A 23,189-nucleotide genomic window follows, 5' to 3' on the forward strand; every position below is an offset into this window, starting at 1 on the left:
CGCACGGCACAAATAAGGAGGCTCCTATGAGCTGGCATCCGGCCGACAATCGCTACGACGCGATGATTTACAATCGTTGCGGGAATTCGGGACTGAAGCTGCCGGCGATCTCGCTCGGCCTCTGGCACAATTTCGGCGACGACACGCCGCATCAGGTGAAGCGCGAGATCTGCCACAAGGCATTCGACCTCGGCATCACGCATTTCGATCTCGCCAACAATTACGGCCCGCCGCCCGGCTCCGCCGAGTTGGCGTTCGGCGACATCTTGCGCAAGGACTTCGACGGCTTCCGCGACGAACTGGTGATCTCCACCAAGGCCGGCTACGGCATGTGGCCCGGTCCTTATGGCGAATGGGGCAGCCGCAAATATCTGCTCTCCAGCCTCGACCAGAGCCTGAAGCGCATGGGTCTCGACTATGTCGACATCTTCTATTCGCACCGCTACGACCCGGACACGCCGCTTGAGGAGACGATGGGCGCGCTGGATTCAGCGGTACGCGCCGGCAAGGCGCTCTATGTCGGCATCTCTTCCTACAATTCGCAGCGCACGCGCGAGGCCGCGTCTATCCTGCGTTCGCTCGGCACGCCCTTCATCATCCACCAGCCAAGCTATTCGATGATCAACCGCTGGATCGAGGAAGATGGCCTTCTCGACACGTTGGATGGGCTCGGCGTCGGCTCGATCGTCTTTTCGCCGCTGGCGCAGGGCATGCTGACCGCGAAATATCTCGGCGGCGTGCCCGTGGGCAGCCGCGCGACGCAGGGCAAGTCGCTGCGCGAGAGCTTCCTGTCGGACGGGACGCTGGCCAACATCAAGGCATTGAACGCGATCGCTGAAAAGCGCGGCCAGACGCTGGCGCAGATGGCGCTCGCGTGGGTGCTGCGGGGCGGTCGCGTCACTACGGCGCTGATCGGCGCCAGCAAGCCGGGCCAGGTCGAGGACTGCGTCGGTGCGTTGAAGAACCTCGACTTCAGCGCCGCTGAGCTTGCCGAGATCGACCGCTACGCCAAGGACGCCAACATCAATCTCTGGGCGAAATCTGCCGAGCGCGAAGGCCCCGCTCGAAAGTAAAGAAAGCAATGATCCGCAACCCCATCCTGCCCGGTTTCAATCCAGACCCGTCCATCTGCAGGGTGGGGCACGACTACTATATCGCGACGTCCACCTTCGAATGGTATCCCGGCGTCCAGATCCACCATTCGACCGATCTCGTGAACTGGCGGCTGGTCCAGCGTCCGCTCGACCGGGCAAGCCAGCTCGACATGCGCGGCAACCCGGATTCCGGCGGGGTGTGGGCGCCTTGCCTGTCCTACGCCGACGGCCTGTTCTGGCTGGTCTATACTGACGTGAAACGCCTCGACGGCAACTTCAAGGACACGCACAACTACATCGTCACCGCGCCTGCCATCGAAGGTCCGTGGTCGGATCCGGTCTATGTCAACTCGTCCGGCTTCGATCCGTCCCTCTTCCATGACGATGACGGGAAAAAATGGTTCCTCAACATGCTCTGGAGCCACGTCTCGCATGGCGTCGGCGGCCAGCCGAAGACGCCTTCCTTCGCGGGCATCCTGCTGCAGGAATACGACCCGGTTGCCGGAACGCTCGTCGGACCGGTGAAGAACATCTTCAAGGGCACGTCACTCGGGCTGGTCGAGGGCCCGCATGTTTTCAAGCGCAACGGCTGGTACTATTTGACGACGGCCGAGGGCGGTACCGGCTACAGCCATGCTGTCACCATGGCGCGCGCGCGCCGCATCGACGGGCCGTACGAACTGCACCCCGACGCGCACATAATCACGTCGAAGGACGCGGCCGATGCGCCGCTGCCTCGTGCCGGCCACGGCCAGATCGTCGAAACGCCGGACGGAGAATTCTATCACACGCATCTTTGCTCGCGACCGCTTCCCGGACTGCGGCGCTCGCCGCTCGGGCGCGAGACCGCCATCCAGAAATGCGTCTGGGGCGAGGATGGCTGGCTGCGCATGGCGCATGGAAGCGTCGTCCCGCTGGTCGACGTGGAAGCGCCCGCAGAGGCAGTGCCGCCCGCGAACGACCCCGAGATGCGATACGATTTCGATACTGCCAGCCTGCCGCTCGACTTCCAGTGGCTGCGCACGCCCTTCCCCGAGCGCATCTTCTCGCTGACGGAACGGCCGGGCCATCTGCGCCTCATCGGCAGGGAGTCGCTAGGCAGTTTCTTCGAGCAGGCCGTTGTCGCACGACGCCAGCAGGATTTTTCGTTCCGCGCGGAAACCGAACTCGACTTTTCGCCTGAGACGTTCCAGCAGGCCGCTGGCCTGACGCTCTATTACAACCGGCACAAGCTCCATTTCCTCGCCGTCACCCATGACGAAAAACTTGGCCGCGTTCTCACGATCATGAGCTGTCTCGGCGATTGGCCCGACGCCCGGCTTACCTTTCCCCTGCCGGAGCCGATCCCGCTCGGCGAAGGACCCATCGGGCTGGCGGCCGATGTCGATCACGCCGAGCTTCGTTTCAGCTACCGGCAAGGCCAGGACTGGAAGCCGGTCGGCCCAACGCTGGACGCCAGCATCGTCTCGGACGAAGCCGGTCGCGGCGAACATGGCTCCTTCACCGGCGCGTTCGTCGGTATGGTCGCCTTCGACACAAGCGGCGCGGCGAAACCGGCCGACTTCGACTATTTCCTCTATCGCCCTGCCTGAAAAAAACGACGGCCGGAACGATGTCAGGCCGTCGTGATCTTCGCTGACTGATTTTATCGTTTACTGCGCCGTCTTTTCGGCGATCCAGTCCTTGTAGTTGGAGATGCGCGTGTAGACGCCATAGGCGTTGGCGTGGCCGCAGGCCGCTGACGCATCCATCGGACCTTCACCCCAGCTGACGACGCCGACCTGGACGACGCCGTCGGGGCCTTCCACGAACAACGGCCCGCCGCTGTCGCCGTTGCAGGCATCCCGCACACCGCTTGTGGTGCCGGCGCAGATCATGTTGTCGGTCAGCTTGTCTGCCATCGTCTCGACCATCGACTTGGTCGCGGTCGTGATGCCCGTTTCGGAATAGTGCATGCGCGGGGCGAAGTTGCGCAGGATCATCTCGAGATCGCGCGCATAGATCGCGCGGATGCCCGCGTTGCAGGCCGCGTTCGGCTGCAGTTCGAGTTCGGCCTCCATCAGGTTGACCGGGAAGCTGCCATTGTCCATGCGGCCCCAGCCGGTGACACGCACCTTGCCCGCATCCTCGCCGCGAGCCTCGATCAGCTTCACGGTCGGCGCGGTGGCGGGCTCCGCGAGCTTGATCAGCGCGATGTCGTTATCGAGCGTCATCTCGCTGTAGCCGTCATGTCGCACGACTTCCGCGACGGCGTAGCGCTTGCCCTCGGTGAGGGCCGTCGCCTCGGTCAGGATCGTCACCGAGTCCGCGGGAATCGTCATGCCGCCATCGGTCACGCAATGCGCGGCGGTCAGCACCCATTGCGGCGCGATCAGGCTGCCGCCGCAGAACTGCGCGTTTGCCTGCGAGATCGGGCTGTCATCCAGCATCTGGCTGGACAGCAGCGCCACCTGGAACGGCCATTCGCCGGGATCGGCCTCGTTGCCGCCGAAGACGCGGTCGCCCGAGTCTCCTTTCACTTTCGCCTGTTCGGCCCGGGCAGCCGTCACGCGGCTCATTGGCGACAGTTCGGGCCGCGCCTCCTGCGCCGACACCGTTCCGGGCGCGGCACTGTACAGCAGGGCTATCGCCGCGAGCGGCGCCAGATTCTTCATGCCGATCAAAATGACCTCCTGAGACTTTCGTTCGCGCGAAGGCCGAAATCCAAACCCCTTTGCCCGGCCCCACGCCTGTTCATCATAGCCCCTCACGGGCCAAGAGACAGCGATTTGTCATTTCCAATCTTGGATTAATTTGGGCACCATGCGGCATTGTCGAGGCAGGACGGCGGGGTTTCGGCGGCGGAGACGAATCGCTCTTCCTTCATCACGATCTCGACAAAGTTTACGTTAAGTGATGCGGCCCTTGCTGACTTTTGGGAGAGTCTCACAGTGACCAAACTTGCTAAGAACATCGCCATGCTTGCGCTGGCGTCGACCGCCATGTGGGCGGTTCCCGCCATGGCCCAGATGGGCCAAGCCAGCCCCGGCAATGGCGAGCAGCCGCGCGCGGCGCCGGGCGTCGAAATCGAGCTTGGCGCGGCCAAGCCGATGTCGCCACCGAAGATCGAGGACGGCGAGGCCTCGCGCGCCGCGCCGCTGGACGAGAACAAGGCGGTCGAATCGTTCGGCGTCCTGACCCGTTCGGCCGACGGCAATGTGACGCGCGCCGCGCCGAGCGACGAGCTGAAGAACCTCGTGATCGAGGAGATCAAGCGCGAGGCCGAAAAGGGCACGCGCAATCTCGACAAGTCAGGCGATCCGGCGTTCGAGAACGAGGGCGAGGCCGGGCGGCAGATCTTCGGGCCGGACGACCGCGTCCAGATCCAGAACACCAAGGTCTATCCGTTCCGGGTGTTCGGCTATATCCAGGCGCAATCGAAGAGCGGCACGGGTAGCTGCTCCGGCACGCTGATCGGTCCGCGCACGGTTCTGACGGCGGCGCACTGCGTCTACAGCGTCGATGACCAGGAGTGGCTGACCGACGTCGTTTTTGCTCCCGGGCTGAACGGCTTCGAGGACGCACCCTATGGCGCCTTCCCGGCGGAGTCGATGTCGATCCTCGAAGGCTTCGTCACCAACTATCAGGGTTTCTACGGCTCGGTCGTGCCGTGGGATCTCGGCATCATCACGCTAAAGGATCCTGTCGGCGACAATCTCGGCTGGCTGGGCTACGCCAATTATGACGAGCTCGGCGATTTCACCGCCAACATCGTCGGCTATCCCGGCGACAAGACGCCGCCGGCGCTGATGTGGCGCGCGACCTGCGACGTGGTGGCGGAAAATGTCGGCATCGAGAACTTCGCCTATGACTGCGACACCTATCCGGGCTCCAGCGGCAGCGCGGTCTATGCCTATGACGAAGGGCTGAAGCAACGCGTCGTCGTCGGGGTCAACGTCGCCGAAAGCCAGCAGTTCAATACTGCCGTGCGCCTCAACCCGGCGTACGTTGCCTGGGTCAATGGCCTCTGGAAGTAATCCGGGCCCGGACGCGCCTCGCCTCAGCGCGGGGCGCGTTTTGCCAGTATGCGCTGCAACGTGCGGCGATGCATATTCAGCCGCCGCGCCGTCTCCGAGACGTTTCTTTCGCACATTTCGTAGACCCGCTGGATATGCTCCCAGCGAACACGATCGGCCGACATCGGATTTTCCGGCGGCGCGGCGCGCTCACCCGTGGTGCGCGTCAGCGCGGCATAGATGTCGTCGGCGTCGGCCGGCTTCGACAGATAATCGACCGCGCCGAGCTTCACCGCCGTCACCGCTGTCGCGATGTTGCCATAGCCGGTCAGGATCACTGTGCGGGCATCGTCGCGCCCCTCGCGAATCGCGGCCACCACGTCAAGCCCGTTACCGTCGCCGAGCCGCATGTCCACCACCGCATAGGCCGGCGGGTTTGCCCGGGCCTTGGCGACAGCCTCCTCGACGCTTTCGGCGGTGTCGACCACGAAGCCCCGACCTTCCATGGCGCGCGCCAGGCGGGTGACGAAGGGCTTGTCGTCGTCCACCAGCAGAAGCGACGCGTCGCCTTCGATCTGGCCCGCGTCGGTGGATTCGGCGTTCATAATTTTATCCCGTCTTTCTTCTTTCGCTCTCAAATAAGTCCAGCGGGCCGGCTTGTCCAATTTTCGCCGCGATTTGGTCCGGCTTTCCGGCCTCAGGCCGTGTCGAACATGCGTTCCGGCTCCTGCGCCGAGGCGAGGAAAGCCGCGCGGTGCCATGAAATCTCGACGATGGCTCCCTCGCCCGGCTTGCTCGAATTGCTGAACACCAGCGCGGCGCCCGAGCGCTCCAGCAGGGTCTTGGCGATGAACAACCCGAGGCCGAGACCTCCGCCGCGCTCCACGCCTTGCCGCGTCGACATATACGGTTCGCCAATGCGGCCGACGATGTCGGGTGGGAAGCCGGGACCATCGTCCACAATGGCGAAGGCGACCTCGTTGTCGTTCCAGCGCCAGCGGATGACGACCCGCTCCTTGGCGAAGTCCACCGCGTTCTCGACGAGGTTGCCGAGGCCGTAGATCACGCCGGGGTTGCGCCGACCGACCGGCTCCGGCCCCTGCCTCTCGCCCGGATCGAGCTTGATCGATATGCCGAAATCGCGATGCGGCGCCGTGATCTCTTCGACGAGCGAGGTCAGCGGCAACCGCGCCAGATGCGCCTCGCTCTCGGTCGACAGGCTGGTCAACTGCTTGAGGATTTCGCGGCAGCGTTCGGTCTGAGAGCGAAGCAGCTTCACGTCCTCCGCGTGCGCCTGGTCGGCACCGAGCGAGCGTTCCATCTCGCGCGCCACCAGCGCGATCGTCGCAAGTGGCGTGCCGAGTTCGTGCGCCGCCGCCGCCGCCAGCCCGTCGAGCGCCGACAGATGCTGCTCGCGTTGCAGCACGAGTTCGGTCGCCGACAGGGCATTGGCGAGCAGTCGCGCTTCCTCGGCGACGCGGAACGCGTAGATCGCGGTGAAGGTGATGGAGGACACCAGCGCCACCCATACGCCGGCCGTGAAGACGAACGGCATCGCCAGTTCCGCGCCGTCGTACCAAGGCAGCGGCAAATGAAAGAAGGCGAGCAGTGTCGACATCGCCATCACCACGCCGCCCAGCATCGCCGTCATGCCGAGAGGCAGCGAGGTTGCCGAAATGACGACCGGGACGGTCAAAAGCAGCGCGAAGGGATTGGTCAGGCCACCTGTCATGTAGAGCAGGCCGGAAAGCTGCAGCGCGTCGAAGGTCAGGATGGCGAAGGCCGCGATCGGCGGCAGCCGGTGCGATTCCGGATAGTCCAGCGCCAGGTACATGTTGAGCGCGGCCGAACTGAAGATCAGCGCGAAGCATGACATCACCGGGAACGGGAACCCCAGTCCCCAGGCGACGAAGATCACGGTGATGCTCTGGCCGACCACCGCCAGCCAGCGCAGACGTATCAGCGTGTTGAGGCGAAGCCGCTGGCTGATGCCGGGATCGGATGCAATAAGCGCTGTCATCGTTCCACTATAGCGGTTTGATCTGGAATTGCTTCATGTCCCGCGTGGCTTGGCGCGGGCGGTGGCCTGCGCGGTTCGTGGATCTTCCGGCCAGACATGCTTCGGATAGCGCCCGCGCATGTCGGCCCGGACATCGGCCCATGAGCCGCGCCAGAAACCGGGCAGGTCGCGTGTCGTCTGGATCGGTCGATGCGCAGGCGAGAGCAACTCAAGCGTAAGTAATACCTTACCATTTGCGATGGCCGGATGCGTATCCAGGCCAAAGAGCTCCTGCACACGAATTGACAGCACCGGCCATTCGCCATCGTAGGAAATCGGCACATGGCTGCCGGACGGCGCATCGAAATGTGTCGGCGCGAGCGCTTCGATCCTGCGTTGCAGATCGTGCGGGACCAGCGACATCAGGCCGGCGCGCAGGATAGCGGGGTCGATGCGGGCGAGAGATGCCTCGCCACTCAGGAACGGCAGCAGCCAGTCGTCCAGCGTCGCTGTCAGCGCTGCGTCGGACATATCAGGCCACGGTTCGCCCAATCCACGATGCAGCCACGACAGGCGCTTGCGCAGCGTCTCGGCGTCCTTGTTCCACGGAAGCAATGCTAGCCCATGCTGGCGGATTGCATCCAGAATCGCCCGATCGGCATCGGAACCTGAAGGAGCGGGCAGCATGCGCTCGGAAAGCACTATCGCGCCCAGCCGCGCGATTTCACGTACACGCACGGCCCGGCGCGCCGGATCAAACGCAGTTTCGGTTCGGGCCTCGATGCTGTCGCCGAGGATTTCCCCCACATCCTCTTCCGAGACAGCCGCAGCCGATGCGATCCGCGCCGCCTGTGCCTTGCCCTGCAGGTCGGCCACCACGAGGAACGCTTCGCCCGCCAGCGGGTCGGCCGCATCGAGCTGTGCACCGCTGCCGTTGGCGAAAAGGAAGCGCCCCCGCTCGCCTCGCGCCTTCGCCACGCGATCCGGCCATGCATGAAGAAGCAGCGCGCCGACGCCGGGGGCATGGTCGCCACGCCGAGATTGCCCTGCGCTTGCCTGTCGCGCCAGCCTCTCGGCCAATCCCTTGGCCGAGCTGGCGCGTGGACCGCGTTCGCTGCGGAAGCGCGTCAGCCGTCGCTCCAAATCGACGCTGTCTCCGCCTAGCCCGCGTTCCGTAATCAGCACCGCAAGCTCGGCTGCCGTTTGCGCCTGGCCCTGCCTCGCTGCTTCCGCCACCATATGCGCTAGTCGCGCTGGTAGCGCGAGGCCGCGCATCGCCTTGCCCGCGTCGGTGAGCTGTCCGTTTTCATCGATCGCGCCAAGCCGCGAAAGCAGCGCCTTCGCTTCATTGAGTGCGGACGCCGGGGGCGGATCGAGGAAACGCAATGTCGTCGGATCAGCCACGCCGAACGCCGCACAATCGAGCACGAGGCCGGAAAGATCCGCCTGAAGAATTTCAGGCGGCGTGAAGGCGGGAAGCGCTGCAGTCTGCTCGGCGCGCCAGAGCCTGAGCGCGATACCGGGTTCCGTGCGCCCGGCGCGGCCGGCGCGCTGGTCGGCAGATGCTCGCGAAACGCGAACTGTTTCCAGCCGCGTCAGACCGGTCGATGGTTCATAGCGCGGCAGGCGCGACAGGCCGGAATCGATGACGACCCGCACCCCATCGATGGTGATCGACGTCTCGGCGATGGAGGTGGCGAGAACCACCTTGCGACGGCCCACCGCAGCCGGCCGGATGGCGGCGTCCTGCGCCTTGCCGTCGAGCTGGCCATAAAGGGGAACGACGTCGACATGATCCGGCAAGCGCCCCACCAGCCGCTCGGCCATACGTTCGATTTCGCGTTGCCCGGGCAGGAAGGCCAGCACGCTGCCGGCTTCAGCCGCAACCGCTTCTCGAATGGCCTTGGCCATCGCGTCTTCGACGGGTACGCCGGCCGGGCGTTCGTCGTAGCGTATGTCGACCGGAAAGCTGCGACCTTGGCTCTGGATGACCGGTGCGCCCTCAAGCAGCTTGGCAACCCGCCCGCCGTCGAGCGTCGCCGACATGACTATGATCCGCAAATCTGGCCGCAGCGCGCCCTGCACGTCGAGCGCCAGCGCGAGGCCAAAGTCGCCGTCGAGCGAACGCTCATGAAATTCGTCGAACAGCACGGCTGCGACCCCAGGGAGTTCCGGATCGTCGAGGATCATGCGCGCCAGCACACCCTCGGTGACCACCTGTATGCGCGTTTTGGCCGACATGCGGCTTTCCATGCGCATGGCGTAGCCGACCGTTGCGCCCGGCTCCTCGCCGAGGAGGGATGCCATGCGTCGCGCCGCGGCACGGGCCGCCAACCGGCGCGGCTCCAGCAACACGATCTTGCCGCTGCCGGCCCAAATTGCCTCCAGCAACGCCAGCGGCACCAGCGTGGTCTTGCCGGCGCCGGGGGGCGCCACCAGCACAGCGGAATTGCCCGACGCGAGCGCCGCCGCAAGCTGCGGCAGCACTTCTGTGACTGGTAGTGTCGGCAGATCAGGCATGGCGCGCCTTAGCAGGCCGCGCCATGACGCTCAACGCGGATTCAGCCGACGTCCACCCACTGCGACTGCTGGAACGACCTGCCCATGGCGGCAATCGTGCGCTCTATGAGAATGCCCTCCTCGAAGCTGACCGACACGCTGGGCTGTCCCATCATGCGCGCGATCAGTTGTCGGCATTCGATGATCTTAAGGTCGTTGAAGCCAAGATTGTGCCCGGCGGCGGGGATGAACTTGTCGTACGGCGCGTGGTGTGGCGCGCTGAGGATGGTGCGAAAGCCCTGCTCGGTCGGCCGGTCGGCGGTGACGTAGAGCTGCACCTCGTTCATCCGCTCCTGGTCGTAGAGAATGGAGCCCTTGGCGCCGAAAATCTGGATGGCGATGCGGCCCTTGCGGCCCCATGCGGTGCGGCTCACCGCGATATAGCCGGACGCACCGTTCTCCAGCCTGAGCAGGATCGTCGCGATGTCATAGACCTCGACCTCGCGGTCGCCCTCCGGCGTCTTGCGCGTTGGATAGGGTTTGGCCATGTCGCACATCACGCGTGTGACGCGGCCAAACAGCGTCAGCATCAGCGACAGCGGGTGGACGCCGAAATCGTCCAGCGCGCCCCAGCCGTTGATCGCCTCATGACGCTGTTGGAACGGCGCTTCCGGATCGGCAAGGAAATCCTCGTCCATCTCGATGCGCACGTGATTGACCGCACCGATCGTGTCCTCGTCCAACAGCTTGCGGATATGCCGGATCGCCGGGTTCTGGATGTAGTTGTAGCCGAGAACGGCCGTCTTGCCGGAGGCGCGGGCAGCGGCCAGCATCTCCTCTGCCTCGGCGAGCTTTGGGGCCATCGGCTTTTCGCACCAGACATGTTTGCCTGCGGCCAGTGCGGCGTTCGCCATCTCCAGATGGAACTTGTTGGGCGTGGTGATCGAGACGACATCCACCTCCGGGTCGGCGACGACATGCCGCCAGTCTCCCGACGCCTTCTCGAAGCCAAATTCGGCAGCCTTGCGGTGCGCCAGCTCCTGACTGGCCTCGCCCAGATGCAGCAGCCGAACCGGCGGCATGTCGCCGAAGACTGGGCGGACGGAGTTCCAGGCCAGCGCATGCGCCTTGCCCATGAAGCCGGTGCCGATCAGGCCGACATTGATCTGTTTCAAGGGAGTCTCCGCGAGAAGAAGTGAGTAGGGAATAGTGAGTAGCGATTAGGGACGGGAAAGTGGAGTACCGGATGGTCGAGAAGCAGGGAAGCCAGTTCGCGATTCCCTACTCCCTACTCCCTATTGACTATTCCCTACTCGCTAAACCGTCCCGCCAAGCTCGTCCGACAACTCAGCCAGTTCCCTGCCGCCGGCCATCAGGTTCTGCAGTTCTTCCGCCGTGATCTCGCCGCGCCTTGCGGTGCCAAGCGTTTTGCCGCGGTTCAGAACGGTGAAGCGGTTGCCGACCGCCATGGCGTGGCGGACATTGTGGGTGATGAAGACGACGCCCAGCCCCCTCTTGCGCACCATGTCGATGTATTTCAGCACCATCGAGGTCTGGCGCACGCCGAGCGCCGAGGTCGGCTCGTCGAGGATCAGCACCTTGGCGCCGAAATAGACGGCGCGGCTGATCGCGACGCACTGGCGCTCGCCGCCGGAAAGCGTGCCGACGGCCTGTCCGGGATCGCGCACGTCGATGCCGATGCGCTTCATCTCCTCGCGGGTGACGCGGTCGCAGAAATCGAAATCGACATGGCGGAAGGGCCAGATGCCCTTCACGGGCTCACGGCCCATGAAAAAGTTGCGCGTCACGCTCATCAGCGGGATCATCGCCAGATCCTGATAGACGGTGGCGATGCCGGCGTCGAGCGCGTCGCGCGGGCCGGAGAATGTCACCGGCTTTCCGTCGATCAGCATCTGGCCGCTGGTCGGCCTGAACACGCCGGCCATGGTCTTGATGAAGGTCGACTTGCCCGCGCCATTGTCGCCGAGCAGGCAGTGAACTTCGCCGGCGTTCACCGTCACGGAAACGCCGGATAGCGCGATGACCGAGCCGAAATGCTTCTCGATATCGCGCATTTCAACGAGGGGGATGTGGGACGAGGCAGCCATCAGCGTTCTCCCGTCACGCGCTTGCGGATGATGTTGTTGAAGAACACCGCCATCAGCAGCATTGCGCCGAGGAAGACGAGATACCAGTCCTGGTCGATGGTGGTGTAGGTGAGGCCGATCAGCACCATGCCGAAGATGATCGCGCCGATCGCCGCACCGATCGCGGAGCCGTAGCCGCCGGTCAGCAGGCAGCCGCCGATGACGGCCGCGATGATGGCCTCGAATTCCTTCTGGAAGCCGCGCCGCGCATCCGTCGAACCGGAGTCGAGCACGGTCAGGATGGCGACCAGTGCAGCGCAGCAGGCGGTGATCATGAACAGCGATGTCTTCACCCGCCGCACCGGCACGCCCGAATTGCGCGCCGCGTTCGCGTCGCCGCCGGCGGCGAAGATCCAGTTGCCGTAGCGCGTGCGCGTCAGCACCCATGCGGCAAGCACGGCAATGAGCGCAAACCAGACGATTTCGACCGGGATGCCGGTCACCTTGGGCTGGCCGTTCGGGAATTTCGCGATCAGGTCGTTGGCGGCGAGCCAGGAGAACAGGCCCTCGAACACGTCGCCGGCGAATATCTCGTAGAAGAAGGAATCGAGCGGCGTCTGTGTTGCGGCCTCCCGAACGCCGCGAAGCTGCGTCGAGCCGCCCGTCGCCCACTTCAATCCCACCAGCGACAACCCGCGCAGGATGAACAGGAACGCCAGCGTGACGATGAAGGAGGGCAGCCCGGTGTGGATGACGATCTGGCCGTTCATCAGGCCCATCGCCGCCGCAAAGGCGAGCGTCAGCAGGATCGCCACGGGCAGCGGCAGACCGATGGTGACGACGCAGGCGGCGAAGATCAGGCCGGTGAAGGCGACCATGGAGCCGACCGAAAGGTCGAACTCGCCGCCGACCATCAGCAACGACGCGCCTATGGCCAGGATGCCGAGCTGGGCGGCCGGCGCGAGGAAATTCATGATGCCCGAGAACTCGAACATCGTCGCGTTCGCCACAACGATGAAGAAGACGGTGACGATCATCAGTCCCATCACCGCGCCGAGTTCGGGCCTGCGCATCAGGCGCAAGACAAGGGGGGCTTCTTTCAGCCGCTCGTCCTTGGCGGACGCAAGGTTGGCCGCTTCCTGCTGGGACATGGCTTCCTCCCGTTCCGATGCCCTTTGGGGCCGATTTTCTTTGTTTTGGGACTAAGGGAAGGCCACGCAGGTGGCCTTCCCAGGTTCGGCGCAAACCGCTTAGCGGATGCCCTTTGTCGACAGGTCGATGACCTGCGCGGCCTTTTCCTTGGTGATCAGGTTCGGGCCGGAGGGAACGTTGCCGCCCGGCATCAGGCCGTACTTGGCGTTGAGCGCCAGGAACGTCACCGGCAGGTAGCCCTGCAGGTACTGCTGCTGGTCAATCGCGAAGGTTGCCTTGCCGTCGACGATGGCCTGCAGGAAGCCGGCCGACATGTCGAACGTGCCGATCTTTACCTTGCCTTCTGCCCCGGATTCGGCAATCGCCACCAGCGCTGGCTCGCCCGCCGTTGATGCGCCAAGGCTGAGGATGGTGTCGATGGCGGCGTCAGAGGAGAGCGCCGCCTTCACCTTGGCAGTCACCTCGGCCGGATCCATGCTGGCCGGAAGCACGGTCGAGTCGCCAAAACCTTCGGCGAAGCCCTTGCAGCGCAGGTCGAGGGCGACGTTGCCGACTTCCTGGTTGATGCAGATGGCTTTCTTGCCGCCGAGTTCCTTGAGCTTCTCGCCGGCGGCCTTACCTGCGTCGAATTCGTCCTGTCCAACATGCAGCAGCGCGCCAAGGCCTTTGGATACATCCGAGCCGGAATTCATGGAGATGACCGGAATGCCGGCCGCAACTGCTTTCTGGATGGACGGGCCGAGCGCATCGGCGTCTGGAATGGAGACGATCAATCCTGCGGGATTCTGGTTGACGGCAGCATCGATTAGCTGCGCCATCGCGACCATGTCGAAGGTCTCTGGTGCGCGGTAGTCGACATTGACGCCCATGTCGGTCGCCGCCTGCGCGACGCCGTTCTTGACGACCGACCAGAACGGATCGGAAGCCTGGCCGTGGCTGACGACGATGATCTGCGTGTCCTGTGCATTGGCGGCAAACAGCGACGCGGCAAGCGCCGTCGCGGCAAGAAGCGATTTTACAACGGATTTCATGAAATTACCTCCCGATTGGTAGAACCCAAGAGGCGATCCGCAGCTCCTCCGCCATCGGACCGCGTTCACAGAAAACGGAACAAACATGCCATTTGTTTTTTCTGCTGGAACATTTATTCCATTGCTGGCATGATCCGTCAAGCGATGTTTTTGCCGTTGCGGTTCACGTCCCGCCATGGTCAAGGGCATGGCCGGGAGGTGAAGCATGATGACCGACGCTGAGACGGCGAATGCGCCAAAAGATTTCGAGGCTCTTCGCGCCCTGATCGTGGAACGGCGTCCGTCGTTGCCCAAGCGTCTCGCCCAGGTCGCAATATACGCACTGGACAACCCGGACGAGATCGCCTTTGGAACGGCTGCGAGCGTCGCCCAGTCGGCCGAGGTACAGCCCTCCACGCTCGTGCGCTTCGCCCAGAATTTCGGCTTCCAGGGCTTTTCCGATCTGCAGGATGTGTTTCGGGCACGGCTGCGCGAACGCGTCCCGAGCTACGACGAACGCATCGCACGTATGCGTCAGAGGGGCATTTCGGCGAGCCGTTCCAGCCTTGTTCTCGATGGCTTTCTCGAGGCGACGGAGCAGTCCGTCGCGGCGTTCCGGACGGGCGCCGACCGCGCCGCTCTTGACCGGGCCGTCGATTTGCTCGCCCGCGCCGAGACGATCTACCTGATCGGCCTGCGCCGATCCTTCCCCATCACCTCCTACATGAGCTACGCCATGGGGAAGCTCGGCGTGCGCAACATCCTCATCGACGCGGTGGCCGGCATGGGGGCGGAGCAGGCCGGCTTCGTATCGGCGCGGGACGCGGCGCTTGCGATCAGCTTCACGCCCTATGCCAGCGAGACCGTGACGCTGACGGGAAACGCGCGGGCGCGGGGCGCGAAGATCGTGGCGATAACGGACTCGGTCTTCTCGCCCATCGCTGCGCCCGCCGACGTCCTGATCGAAGTCGGGGAAGCCGATTTCGAAGGCTTCCGTTCGATGGCGACGACTATGGCAGTCGCCATGACGCTATCGGTTGCGGTCGCTGCGAGGCGCGGCGAGAAGTAACCTCACTCCACAGGCGGCGACGGCATCGGCGCGTCGCCCGCGCCGCGCACCTGCTGGTCGAAGTCGATGATCGAGCCGGTCATCATGCCGCTCTCGTCGCTCGCCAGATAGGCGATCGCGCGCGACACCTCGTCGACCTCCAGCAACCGGCCGAAGGGCTTCGTCCTTTCCGACTGCGCCAGCCAGCCGTCCTGCGCGCCATGATAGGTCTTCATGATGCGGTCTTCGCCCGGCGTGTTCATGTGGCCGATGGTCAGGCCGTTGACGCGGATACGATAGTTCATCACGGCCGCAGCGACGTTGCGTGTCAGTGCGATCAGCCCGCCCTTGGACGAACAATAGGCCGTGATGAAGCTCTGGCCACCATGCCCCGACATCGAGATGATGTTGACGATGGAGCCCTGGATCTTCTCGCGCTTCATCACCTTCAGCGCGTCCTGCATCAGGAAGAAAGGCGCGCGGACATTGACGGCGAACATGGTGTCGAACAGTTCCGGGCTGGTGTCCCAGATGGTGCCGCGGTCGGTGATCCCTGCCGAGTTCACGAGGATGTCGACCCGGCCGAAGGCCTTGTCGGCCTCCGCCGTAATCCTGCGCGTGTCGTCCATCGAAGCCAGGTCGGCCTGTACGAAGATCGTCTTCACGCCCCTGGCTTCGAGGTCGGCCTTAACCTTCGCGCCGCGCGCTGCGTTGCGCCCGGTGATGACGAGGCCCGAGATCCCGCGATCCGCAAACAGATGCGCCGTGCCTTCGCCCAGCCCCTGCGTCGAGCCGGTGACGATGGCGACCTTGCCCTTGAGGGACGAGTGCTTGAACGAGTCGGTCATATGACTATCCCTCAGCCGATCTTCACGGGCTTGCCCGTCTCGCGAGACTTTGTCGCCGCATCGGCCATCAGTTGCGCTTTCAGGCCGTCCTCGCCATCAGGCTTCGGCTTCTTTCCCTTCACGATCGCGTCAATGAACGCCTCGATCTCAGCCTTGTAGGCTCCGGCATAGCGTTCGAGGAAGAAGTTCTGCACGGGATCGGCGCTGATGCCCTTCGCCCCGGCGAACTGCACGGTGGTCTCGTGTATGTTTCCGGCAGACAGCAGGCCTTTGGAGCCGTGAACCTCGACGCGCTGGTCGTAGCCGTAAGTGGCCCGGCGCGAGTTCGAAATCTGGCAGATCTTGCCGCTGGCCGTCTTCAGCACGACCGCAGCCGTATCGACGTCGCCGGCCTTGCCGATCGCCTTGTCGACCAGAGCCGACCCCACCGCGAACACCTCGACGGCATCTTCGCCAAGCAGGAAGCGCGCCATGTCGAAGTCGTGGATCATCATGTCCCGGAAGAGGCCGCCGGAGCGTTCGATATAGGAGACCGGCGGCGGGCCGGGATCGCGCGAGAGGATGGTGACGAGTTCGACCTCGCCCGCGACGCCGTCCGCGAGGCGTTTCTGCAGCGCCGCGAAATTCGGGTCGAAACGGCGGTTGAAGCCGATCATCAGCGGCACGCCCGCCTTCTCAACCCGCTCCAGCGTCTTCATGATCCGCGCCGAGCTGAGGTCGACCGGCTTCTCGCAGAACACGGCCTTGCCGGCTTTCGCCGCGCGGTCGATGAAATCCGCATGCGTGTCGGTCGGCGTGCCGATCAGGATCGCGTCGATGCTCTTGTCGGCGATGATTTCATCCGGCGTTTTGACCGGAGCGCCAGTCGCAGCCGACAGCACCTTGGCGCCCTCGGGCAACGGGTCGGCGATCGCCGCAAGCCGCGCGCGCGGCGAGCCGGCGATGTTGCGGCCATGAATCTGTCCTATGCGGCCCGCGCCCAGCAGCCCGATCGAAATCATGCTCTTCCTCCCGATATGTCGGATTTTCCGAAATAGAATAAATATTCCACGTTGACTGTCAAATGGAATTTGTGTTTCATTCCCGACAATCTCGTAACACAACAAGCAGACATCAGGCAGGGAGTAAATCGTGGTAAGGGCAGGTGAACCCGGTCAGCTCGACGTCATCGCCATCGGGCGCGCGTCGGTCGACCTTTATGGCCAGCAGATCGGCTCGCGGCTGGAGGACATCGCCTCCTTCACCAAGGCCGTCGGAGGCTGCCCTACCAACATCTCGGTCGGCACGGCGCGGCTCGGCCTGCGCTCGGCGCTTTTGACCCGCGTCGGCGACGAGCAGATGGGCTGCTTCATCCGCGAGCAGCTCGCGCGCGAGGGCGTGAATGTCGAGGGCGTCACCACGGACAAGGAACGCCTGACCGCGCTGGTCCTGCTGTCGGTGGAGGACGAAGGCGTGTCGCCAATGATCTTCGTGCGCACAGATTGCGCCGACATGGCGCTCTCGGAGGCCGACGTGGACGAGGCCTTCATCGCCTCCTCCCGCTCCATCATCGTTACCGGCACGCATTTCTCCCGCCCCAACACCGAAGCCGCGCAGCTCAAGGCGATCCGCATCGCGAAGGCCCACGGCCGCAAGGTCGCGTTCGACATCGACTACCGTCCCAACCTCTGGGGACTGGCCGGCCATGCCGAGGGTTTCGAGCGCTACGTGAAATCGGATGTCGTGTCGGCCAAGATGCGGCAGATCCTGCCGGACTGCGACCTCATCGTCGGCACCGAGGAGGAGATCATGATCGCGTCCGGCGCGGACGACGTGCTGGGTTCGCTGAAGGCGATCCGCGCGGTTTCGAACGCCGCCATCGTTCTGAAGCGCGGCGCCAAGGGCTGCATCGTCTATGACGGGCCGATCTCCGACGATCTGGAGGACGGTATCGTCGGCAAGGGTTTTCCAATTGAAATCTACAACGTGCTCGGCGCGGGCGACGCCTTCATGTCCGGCCTGCTGCGCGGTTGGCTCGGCGGCGAAAGCTTCGAGACAGCCGCCACCTGGGCCAATGCCTGCGGCGCCTTCGCCGTCTCGCGCCTGCTCTGCGCGCCGGAATATCCGACCTTCGAGGAGATGCAGTTCTTTCTCAAGAACGGCAGCAAGCATCTTGCCCTGCGCAAGGACGAGGCGATCAACCACATCCACTGGGCGACGACGCGACGCGGCGACATCCCCTCGCTCATGGCCTTTGCCTGCGACCACCGCATGCAGCTGGAGGAAATTGCCCGCAAGGTGAATGCGGACGGGAGCCGGATCGGCGACTTCAAGGTGCTGGCCGTGAAGGCCGCGGCCCGGGTGGCGAAGGGCCGCGAGGGCTACGGCATGCTGCTTGACGAGAAGCATGGCCGCAGCGCCATGTTCGAATTCGCCAAGCACGGCTTCTCATGGCTTGGACGGCCGGTCGAACTGCCGGGCTCGCGGCCGCTGCGCTTCGAGTTCAGCCAGGATATCGGCTCGCAGCTGATCGACTGGCCGGTCGATCACTGCATCAAGTGCCTGTGCTTCTACCATCCCGACGATCCCGAGCATCTGAAGGCGGAGCAGCAGGAGAAGCTGCGCGCGCTGTTCGACGCTTCGCGACGGGTCGGGCGTGAGCTTCTGGTCGAGATCATCGCCGGCAAGCATGGCCGGCTGGAGGACGACACGATTCCGCGCGCGCTGGAAGAAATCTTCGCGCTGGGCATCAAGCCGGACTGGTGGAAGCTGGAGCCGCAGGCGTCCAGCGCGGCCTGGGCCAACATCGAGGCGGTGATCGAAAAGAACGACCCATGGTGCCGTGGCGTGGTGCTTCTCGGCCTCGACGCGCCGCAGGCCGAGCTCGAAGCCGCCTTCCGGGCGACGGCCAACGCGCCTGTCGTCAAGGGCTTCGCGGTCGGCCGCACGCTGTTTGCCGACGCCGCCGAGAAATGGCTATCCGGCAAGATTGACGACGAGGCAGCGATATCAGACATGGCGCATCGTTTCGAAAGCCTGACCGATGCCTGGCTTGCCGCGCGCGGCCGCAAGGCTGCATAAGGAAGCGGGAGGACTATCATGACCAAGACCATTCGCCTGACCATGGCGCAGGCGCTGACCCGCTTCATGACGCGGCAGATGACCGTAATCGATGGCAAGAAGCTGCCTATCTTCGGCGGCGTCTGGGCGATCTTCGGCCACGGCAACGTGGCCGGCGTCGGCGAGGCGCTCTATCAGGTGCGCGACGAATTGCCGACCTACCGCGCCCACAACGAGCAATCGATGGCGCATGCGGCCATCGCCTTCGGCAAGGCCAATTTCCGCCGCCGCTTCATGGCTGCGACCTCCTCCATCGGCCCCGGCGCGACCAATATGGTCACGGCCGCAGCACTCGCGCATGTCAACCGCCTGCCACTGCTGCTGCTGCCCGGTGATGTCTTCGCCAACCGCGCTCCGGATCCGGTGCTGCAGCAGGTCGAAAGTTTTGGCGACGGCACGGTCAGCGCCAATGACGTGTTCCGTCCCGTCTCGCGCTATTTCGACCGCATCACGCGGCCCGAGCAGATAATCCCGGCGCTGCAGCGCGCCATGGCCGTCCTGACCGACCCCGCCGACTGCGGCCCGGTCACCCTGTCGCTCTGTCAGGACGTCCAGGCGGAAGCCTTCGACTATCCCGAAAGCTTCTTTGCCGAGCGCGTGTGGATTCCCCGCCGCCCACAGCCCGACGCACGCGAGCTCGACGCAGCAGTCGCGGCACTGAAGGCAGCCAAGAAGCCCGTCATCATCGCTGGCGGCGGCGTCCTCTACTCCGAAGCCACCGAGACGCTGAAGGCCTTCGCCGAAAAGCACGGCATCCCGGTCATGGAGACGCAGGCCGGCAAGTCCAGCCTGCCGCATGTCCACCCGCTGAACATGGGCTCGGTCGGCGTCACCGGCTCGTCGGCATCCAACCTGCTCGCAGAACAGGCTGATGTGGTGCTCGCCGTCGGGTCACGCCTGCAGGACTTCACGACGGGATCGTGGGCGCTTTTCAAGGCCGACGGCGCGAAGATCATTGGCCTGAACGCCCAGCCCTTCGACGCGGGCAAGCACAGCGGCCTGCCGCTGGTCGCCGACGCGAAGGCTGGGCTGGAAGCATTGGAAAGCCGGCTAACCAGCTGGAAATCGCCGGCCTCGTGGGTCAAGACAGCGAAGGACGCCAAGGCCGCGTGGCTGAAAGCCGCGAAGGCCGTCACCGACCCCACCAACGCATTGCCGTCGGACGCACAGGCGATCGGCGCCGTGCATCGCTCGCGCAGTTCCAATGCGACGCTGGTCTGCGCGTCCGGCGGCCTGCCGGGCGAACTGCACAAGCTGTGGCCGGCCGGCGCGCCCGGCAGCTACCACCTCGATTACGGCTATTCGACCATGGGCTACGAGATCGCCGGCGGGCTCGGCGTCAAGATCGCGCGGCCCGAGCAGGACGTCATCGTCATGCTCGGCGACGGCTCCTACATGATGGCCAACTCCGAGATCGCGACGTCGGTCATGCTCGGCAAGAAGCTGACCATCGTGGTCCTCGACAACCGGGGCTTCGGCTGCATCAACCGGCTGCAGATGGCGACTGGTGGCGCGAACTTCAACAACCTCTTCCACGACACGCTGCACGAGCGCCCCTCCGAGATCGACTTCGCCGCGCATGCCGCGTCCATGGGCGCGATCGGGCGCAAGGTCGAGTCGATTGCCGAGCTCGAGCGCGCCTTGAAGGACGCCGAGAAGGACGATCGCACCAGCGTCATCGTCATGGACACCGATCCGCTCGTTTCCACTGAGGCCGGCGGCCACTGGTGGGATGTCGCCGTGCCGGAAGTCTCGACGCGCCCGAGCGTCAACAAGGCGCGCAAGGACTATGAGAAAAAGCGAAAGATGCAGCATCTCGTGAACTGAGACTGCGTGGCCACCCAAACGGAGTACTTCCTTGAAAGCCAAGCTTGGCATGTCCCCCATTGCATGGTGGAACGACGATCTGGTCGAACTGTCCGATGACGTCTCGCTGGAGGAGTGCCTGCGCCAGTCGCGCTCGGCAGGCTTCACCGGCATGGAGATGGGCCGACGGTTTCCCAACGATCCGAAGATTATGCTGCCGATCCTGAAAGCCGCCGACGTGACGCTCTGCGGCGGCTGGTTCTCAGGCACGCTGGCGGCCGATAGCGATCTCGCCGCCAACAAGGATCGTATCCTGCCGATGATCGAGCTGTTCAAGGCGGTCGACGCACCCTGCATCGTCTATGGCGAGGTCGGCCGCTCGATCCAGGGCGACCGTACCAAGCCACTCGCGGGCAAGACCGTGCTCAGCGATGACGAGATGAAGGCCTACGCGAAGCAGCTCACCGAATTCGGCGAGTGGTGCGCCGACCAGGGCATGCCGCTTTCCTATCACCACCACATGGCGGCGGTCGTGCAGTTCGAGCACGAGCTCGACGCCTTCATGAACCATTCCGGCGAGGGCATTCCGCTGCTGCTCGACGCGGGCCACCTTGCGTTTGCCGGCGGCGACGTGCTGGCCGCGATCGACCGGCATCACAAGCGCATCAGCCATGTCCATGTGAAGGACGTGCGCATGGACGTTATCAAAGCGCTCGACTGGAAGACGCAGTCCTTCCTTGATGCGGTGGCGCTAGGTGCCTTCACCGTTCCCGGTGACGGTTCGCTCGATTTTGGCGCGATCGTGAAGAAATTCGCCGACTATGGCTATGAAGGCTGGTTCGTGGTCGAGGCCGAGCAGGATCCGAAAAAGAACCCGCCGTTGAAGATGGCACAGGTTGGCCACAAGGAATTGATGCGCGTCATGACGGCGGCGGGTTATACGGTCGAGACGAAAGGCTTCCCGGCCAGCTGAACCGACCAACCGAGGAAATACTCTTGAAAGATCACGAGCACCCGTTTTTCCGGCCGCTCTGGCGCCGCATCGCCATCATCGCGGTCTGCGCCGGCTGGTCGGTCTTTGAATTCTGGAATGGCTCGTCCATGTGGGGTTGGATTGCTGCTGCCTTCACGGCCTATGCCGTCTGGCAGTTCCTCTATCTCTACAAGGAGCCTGTCGAGCAGCCTCAGGCGACGGACGCCCCTGCGGCCATCGACGCCACGGCCGATAGCCCGCCCGCAAACAAGGAATAGACGATGTCGAAGCTGCAGGTGAAGAGCAAAGCCGGTACCGGTCGCGTTGCGCATGTGACGCCTGAAAACGCCGGCTGGACCTATGTCGGCTTCGACCTGCATCGGCTGCAGCCCGGCGATAGTGTTGCGGAAAACACCGGCAGCCGTGAGGTCTGCCTTGTCATCATCACCGGCAAGGCGAAGGTAACGGCCGGCGGCCACGACTTCGGCCTGATCGGCGAACGCATGAATCCCTTCGAGGGCAAGCCGTGGTCGGTCTATATGCCGGAGGGTTCGGACTGGTCGGTCACCGCCGATACCGATCTCGAACTGGCGGTCTGCTCCGCGCCCGGCCTCGGCGGGGGCCTGCCAGTCCGGCTGATTGGGCCTGACGATCTCGGGCAGGAGGTGCGCGGCAAGGGCACCAACACGCGCTACGTCACCAACATCCTGCCGGAGGGCAAACCTGCTGACTCACTGTTGGTTGTTGAGGTCATCACGCCGGGCGGCCACACGTCGAGCTATCCGCCCCACAAGCACGACCGCGATGCGCTGCCGGCCGAATCCTATCTCGAGGAGACCTACTATCACCGGCTGAATCCGCCGCAGGGTTTTGCCTTCCAGCGCGTCTACACGGACGCAGACGCGGCGGGTAAACGCGAGCTGGACGAGGTTATGGCGGTCGAGGACGGCGACGTGACGCTGGTGCCGAAAGGATACCACCCCTGCGCCGCCTGCCACGGCTACGACCTCTACTACCTGAACGTCATGGCCGGCCCGAAGCGGACATGGAAGTTCCACAACGCGCCCGAGCATGAGTGGCTGATGAAGGCCTGAGGCGAGGGCAGGCGTCCGGGCCACCTCTTCCCCCACATTCGTGGGGTTAAGGATAGGCCAATCGCGGAGGTTGGCGCTTCAGCACCCCACTCCGGCGCTGCGCGCCGACCCTCCCCCTCCAAGGGGAGGGTAAGAGCCGCACTTCTTCGTTGCCACGCCCTGCTTTCGCAGTCTGGCTGTTTCAAAGAGCGCTCCCTGCCACGGAGGGAAAAGTCGGGAAGCGGGGCACGGGGCCGAGCCTCTCAATTATTAGTACGTGGCGCGACTTCCGCGCCCCGCCGGTGTTTTCACCGCGACGATGGTGGGACGGTCGGGGCTAAAAGCTCGCCGCCGGCCAGACACATCGCCGGGCCCGGGTCTTGGGGATCGACTCCCCAAACCGCGCTACCGATGGAGCAAGATCGGAAAGAAGCGGCTTCCCGCTCTTTCGCGATCATACCCCGGCGCGGCCGACCCGGACACCGCCGCCCTCCCTGATACCCGGT

The 23,189-nt window shown here is 64.4% G+C and carries 19 protein-coding genes; 9 read left to right on the top strand and 10 right to left on the bottom strand.

Annotated features, from left to right (window positions below):
• Positions 1–26: 26 nt before the first annotated feature.
• Positions 27–1,073, top strand: coding sequence for an L-glyceraldehyde 3-phosphate reductase (mgrA, locus tag ABMA32_RS02085; protein WP_349012070.1), 1,047 nt, complete (start codon positions 27–29; stop codon positions 1,071–1,073).
• Between the two features lie 8 nt (positions 1,074–1,081).
• Positions 1,082–2,686 (top strand): glycoside hydrolase family 43 protein, encoded by a 1,605-nt coding sequence (locus tag ABMA32_RS02090; protein ID WP_349012071.1) that lies wholly within the window; start codon positions 1,082–1,084, stop codon positions 2,684–2,686.
• Positions 2,687–2,746: 60 nt separating this feature from the next.
• Here the strand turns inward: ABMA32_RS02090 and ABMA32_RS02095 are convergent, their stop codons facing one another.
• The gene (locus ABMA32_RS02095) at positions 2,747–3,748 is read right to left on the bottom strand and encodes a S1 family serine peptidase (protein ID WP_349013305.1); all 1,002 of its coding nucleotides are present in this window, start codon (positions 3,746–3,748) and stop codon (positions 2,747–2,749) included.
• A gap of 276 nt (positions 3,749–4,024) precedes the next feature.
• On the opposite strand from ABMA32_RS02095, the gene ABMA32_RS02100 reads away from it, so the two are divergent.
• Positions 4,025–5,110 carry a trypsin-like serine peptidase gene (locus tag ABMA32_RS02100; protein WP_349012072.1) on the top strand — a complete coding sequence of 362 codons (1,086 nt, stop codon included), beginning with the start codon at positions 4,025–4,027 and terminating at the stop codon, positions 5,108–5,110.
• 23 nt (positions 5,111–5,133) lie between these two features.
• Here the strand turns inward: ABMA32_RS02100 and ABMA32_RS02105 are convergent, their stop codons facing one another.
• The 7 genes from ABMA32_RS02105 to ABMA32_RS02135 form a co-directional block, all read right to left on the bottom strand.
• Positions 5,134–5,694: an ActR/PrrA/RegA family redox response regulator transcription factor gene (locus tag ABMA32_RS02105; RefSeq protein ID WP_349012073.1), complete on the bottom strand. Its 561-nt coding sequence runs from the start codon at positions 5,692–5,694 to the stop codon at positions 5,134–5,136.
• A gap of 92 nt (positions 5,695–5,786) precedes the next feature.
• Positions 5,787–7,109, bottom strand: a complete 1,323-nt coding sequence (locus ABMA32_RS02110; protein ID WP_349012074.1) for an ActS/PrrB/RegB family redox-sensitive histidine kinase — start codon at positions 7,107–7,109, stop codon at positions 5,787–5,789.
• 33 nt (positions 7,110–7,142) lie between these two features.
• A complete protein-coding gene (gene hrpB, locus ABMA32_RS02115; protein ID WP_349012075.1) occupies positions 7,143–9,608 on the bottom strand; it encodes an ATP-dependent helicase HrpB in 2,466 nt (821 codons plus the stop codon).
• 41 nt (positions 9,609–9,649) lie between these two features.
• On the bottom strand, positions 9,650–10,762 hold the full coding sequence (locus ABMA32_RS02120; RefSeq protein ID WP_349012076.1) for a Gfo/Idh/MocA family protein: 1,113 nt from the start codon (positions 10,760–10,762) through the stop codon (positions 9,650–9,652).
• A gap of 141 nt (positions 10,763–10,903) precedes the next feature.
• A complete protein-coding gene (locus ABMA32_RS02125; RefSeq protein ID WP_349012077.1) occupies positions 10,904–11,695 on the bottom strand; it encodes an ATP-binding cassette domain-containing protein in 792 nt (263 codons plus the stop codon).
• A complete protein-coding gene (locus ABMA32_RS02130) occupies positions 11,695–12,825 on the bottom strand; it encodes an ABC transporter permease (RefSeq protein WP_349012078.1) in 1,131 nt (376 codons plus the stop codon). The genes ABMA32_RS02125 and ABMA32_RS02130 overlap by 1 nt, the downstream gene beginning before the upstream one ends.
• A gap of 99 nt (positions 12,826–12,924) precedes the next feature.
• Positions 12,925–13,857, bottom strand: coding sequence for a sugar ABC transporter substrate-binding protein (locus ABMA32_RS02135; protein WP_349012079.1), 933 nt, complete (start codon positions 13,855–13,857; stop codon positions 12,925–12,927).
• 205 nt (positions 13,858–14,062) lie between these two features.
• Here ABMA32_RS02135 and ABMA32_RS02140 point away from each other — a divergent pair, with 205 nt between their 5' ends.
• Positions 14,063–14,905: a MurR/RpiR family transcriptional regulator gene (locus ABMA32_RS02140; protein WP_349012080.1), complete on the top strand. Its 843-nt coding sequence runs from the start codon at positions 14,063–14,065 to the stop codon at positions 14,903–14,905.
• Positions 14,906–14,907: 2 nt separating this feature from the next.
• Here ABMA32_RS02140 and ABMA32_RS02145 read toward each other — a convergent pair whose 3' ends face one another.
• Together ABMA32_RS02145 and iolG are read right to left on the bottom strand one after the other, a co-directional pair.
• Positions 14,908–15,732, bottom strand: a complete 825-nt coding sequence (locus ABMA32_RS02145) for an SDR family oxidoreductase (RefSeq protein ID WP_349012081.1) — start codon at positions 15,730–15,732, stop codon at positions 14,908–14,910.
• Positions 15,733–15,743: 11 nt separating this feature from the next.
• On the bottom strand, positions 15,744–16,733 hold the full coding sequence (iolG, locus tag ABMA32_RS02150) for an inositol 2-dehydrogenase (protein WP_349012082.1): 990 nt from the start codon (positions 16,731–16,733) through the stop codon (positions 15,744–15,746).
• A 130-nt stretch (positions 16,734–16,863) separates the two neighbouring features.
• Between iolG and ABMA32_RS02155 the strand changes: the two genes are divergently transcribed.
• The 5 genes from ABMA32_RS02155 to iolB are packed head-to-tail and all read left to right on the top strand — an operon-like array spanning position 16,864 to position 22,704.
• Entirely contained in the window at positions 16,864–18,792 is a 1,929-nt protein-coding gene (locus ABMA32_RS02155; RefSeq protein ID WP_349012083.1) for a bifunctional 5-dehydro-2-deoxygluconokinase/5-dehydro-2-deoxyphosphogluconate aldolase, read from the top strand.
• Between the two features lie 18 nt (positions 18,793–18,810).
• Positions 18,811–20,658, top strand: coding sequence for a 3D-(3,5/4)-trihydroxycyclohexane-1,2-dione acylhydrolase (decyclizing) (gene iolD / locus ABMA32_RS02160; RefSeq protein ID WP_349012084.1), 1,848 nt, complete (start codon positions 18,811–18,813; stop codon positions 20,656–20,658).
• 31 nt (positions 20,659–20,689) lie between these two features.
• Entirely contained in the window at positions 20,690–21,610 is a 921-nt protein-coding gene (iolE, locus tag ABMA32_RS02165) for a myo-inosose-2 dehydratase (protein WP_349012085.1), read from the top strand.
• A 23-nt stretch (positions 21,611–21,633) separates the two neighbouring features.
• Positions 21,634–21,888, top strand: a complete 255-nt coding sequence (locus tag ABMA32_RS02170; protein WP_349012086.1) for a DUF3329 domain-containing protein — start codon at positions 21,634–21,636, stop codon at positions 21,886–21,888.
• Between the two features lie 3 nt (positions 21,889–21,891).
• Positions 21,892–22,704 carry a 5-deoxy-glucuronate isomerase gene (gene iolB / locus ABMA32_RS02175; protein ID WP_349012087.1) on the top strand — a complete coding sequence of 271 codons (813 nt, stop codon included), beginning with the start codon at positions 21,892–21,894 and terminating at the stop codon, positions 22,702–22,704.
• Positions 22,705–23,189 lie beyond the last annotated feature (485 nt).

This window comes from Mesorhizobium quangtriensis (genome assembly GCF_040081925.1).
GTDB lineage: Bacteria > Pseudomonadota > Alphaproteobacteria > Rhizobiales > Rhizobiaceae > Mesorhizobium_K > Mesorhizobium_K quangtriensis.

What these genes read in the sequence shown, in the direction of transcription:
- mgrA (WP_349012070.1), top strand. Translation starts at nt 27, where the DNA reads ATGAGCTGGCATCCGGCCGACAATCGCTACGACGCGATGATTTACAAT.
- ABMA32_RS02090 (WP_349012071.1), top strand. Translation starts at nt 1,082, where the DNA reads ATGATCCGCAACCCCATCCTGCCCGGTTTCAATCCAGACCCGTCCATC.
- ABMA32_RS02095 (WP_349013305.1), bottom strand. Translation starts at nt 3,748, where the DNA reads ATGAAGAATCTGGCGCCGCTCGCGGCGATAGCCCTGCTGTACAGTGCC.
- ABMA32_RS02105 (WP_349012073.1), bottom strand. Translation starts at nt 5,694, where the DNA reads ATGAACGCCGAATCCACCGACGCGGGCCAGATCGAAGGCGACGCGTCG.
- ABMA32_RS02110 (WP_349012074.1), bottom strand. Translation starts at nt 7,109, where the DNA reads ATGACAGCGCTTATTGCATCCGATCCCGGCATCAGCCAGCGGCTTCGC.
- hrpB (WP_349012075.1), bottom strand. Translation starts at nt 9,608, where the DNA reads ATGCCTGATCTGCCGACACTACCAGTCACAGAAGTGCTGCCGCAGCTT.
- ABMA32_RS02125 (WP_349012077.1), bottom strand. Translation starts at nt 11,695, where the DNA reads ATGGCTGCCTCGTCCCACATCCCCCTCGTTGAAATGCGCGATATCGAG.
- ABMA32_RS02130 (WP_349012078.1), bottom strand. Translation starts at nt 12,825, where the DNA reads ATGTCCCAGCAGGAAGCGGCCAACCTTGCGTCCGCCAAGGACGAGCGG.
- ABMA32_RS02135 (WP_349012079.1), bottom strand. Translation starts at nt 13,857, where the DNA reads ATGAAATCCGTTGTAAAATCGCTTCTTGCCGCGACGGCGCTTGCCGCG.
- ABMA32_RS02140 (WP_349012080.1), top strand. Translation starts at nt 14,063, where the DNA reads ATGATGACCGACGCTGAGACGGCGAATGCGCCAAAAGATTTCGAGGCT.
- ABMA32_RS02145 (WP_349012081.1), bottom strand. Translation starts at nt 15,732, where the DNA reads ATGACCGACTCGTTCAAGCACTCGTCCCTCAAGGGCAAGGTCGCCATC.
- iolG (WP_349012082.1), bottom strand. Translation starts at nt 16,733, where the DNA reads ATGATTTCGATCGGGCTGCTGGGCGCGGGCCGCATAGGACAGATTCAT.
- iolD (WP_349012084.1), top strand. Translation starts at nt 18,811, where the DNA reads ATGACCAAGACCATTCGCCTGACCATGGCGCAGGCGCTGACCCGCTTC.
- iolB (WP_349012087.1), top strand. Translation starts at nt 21,892, where the DNA reads ATGTCGAAGCTGCAGGTGAAGAGCAAAGCCGGTACCGGTCGCGTTGCG.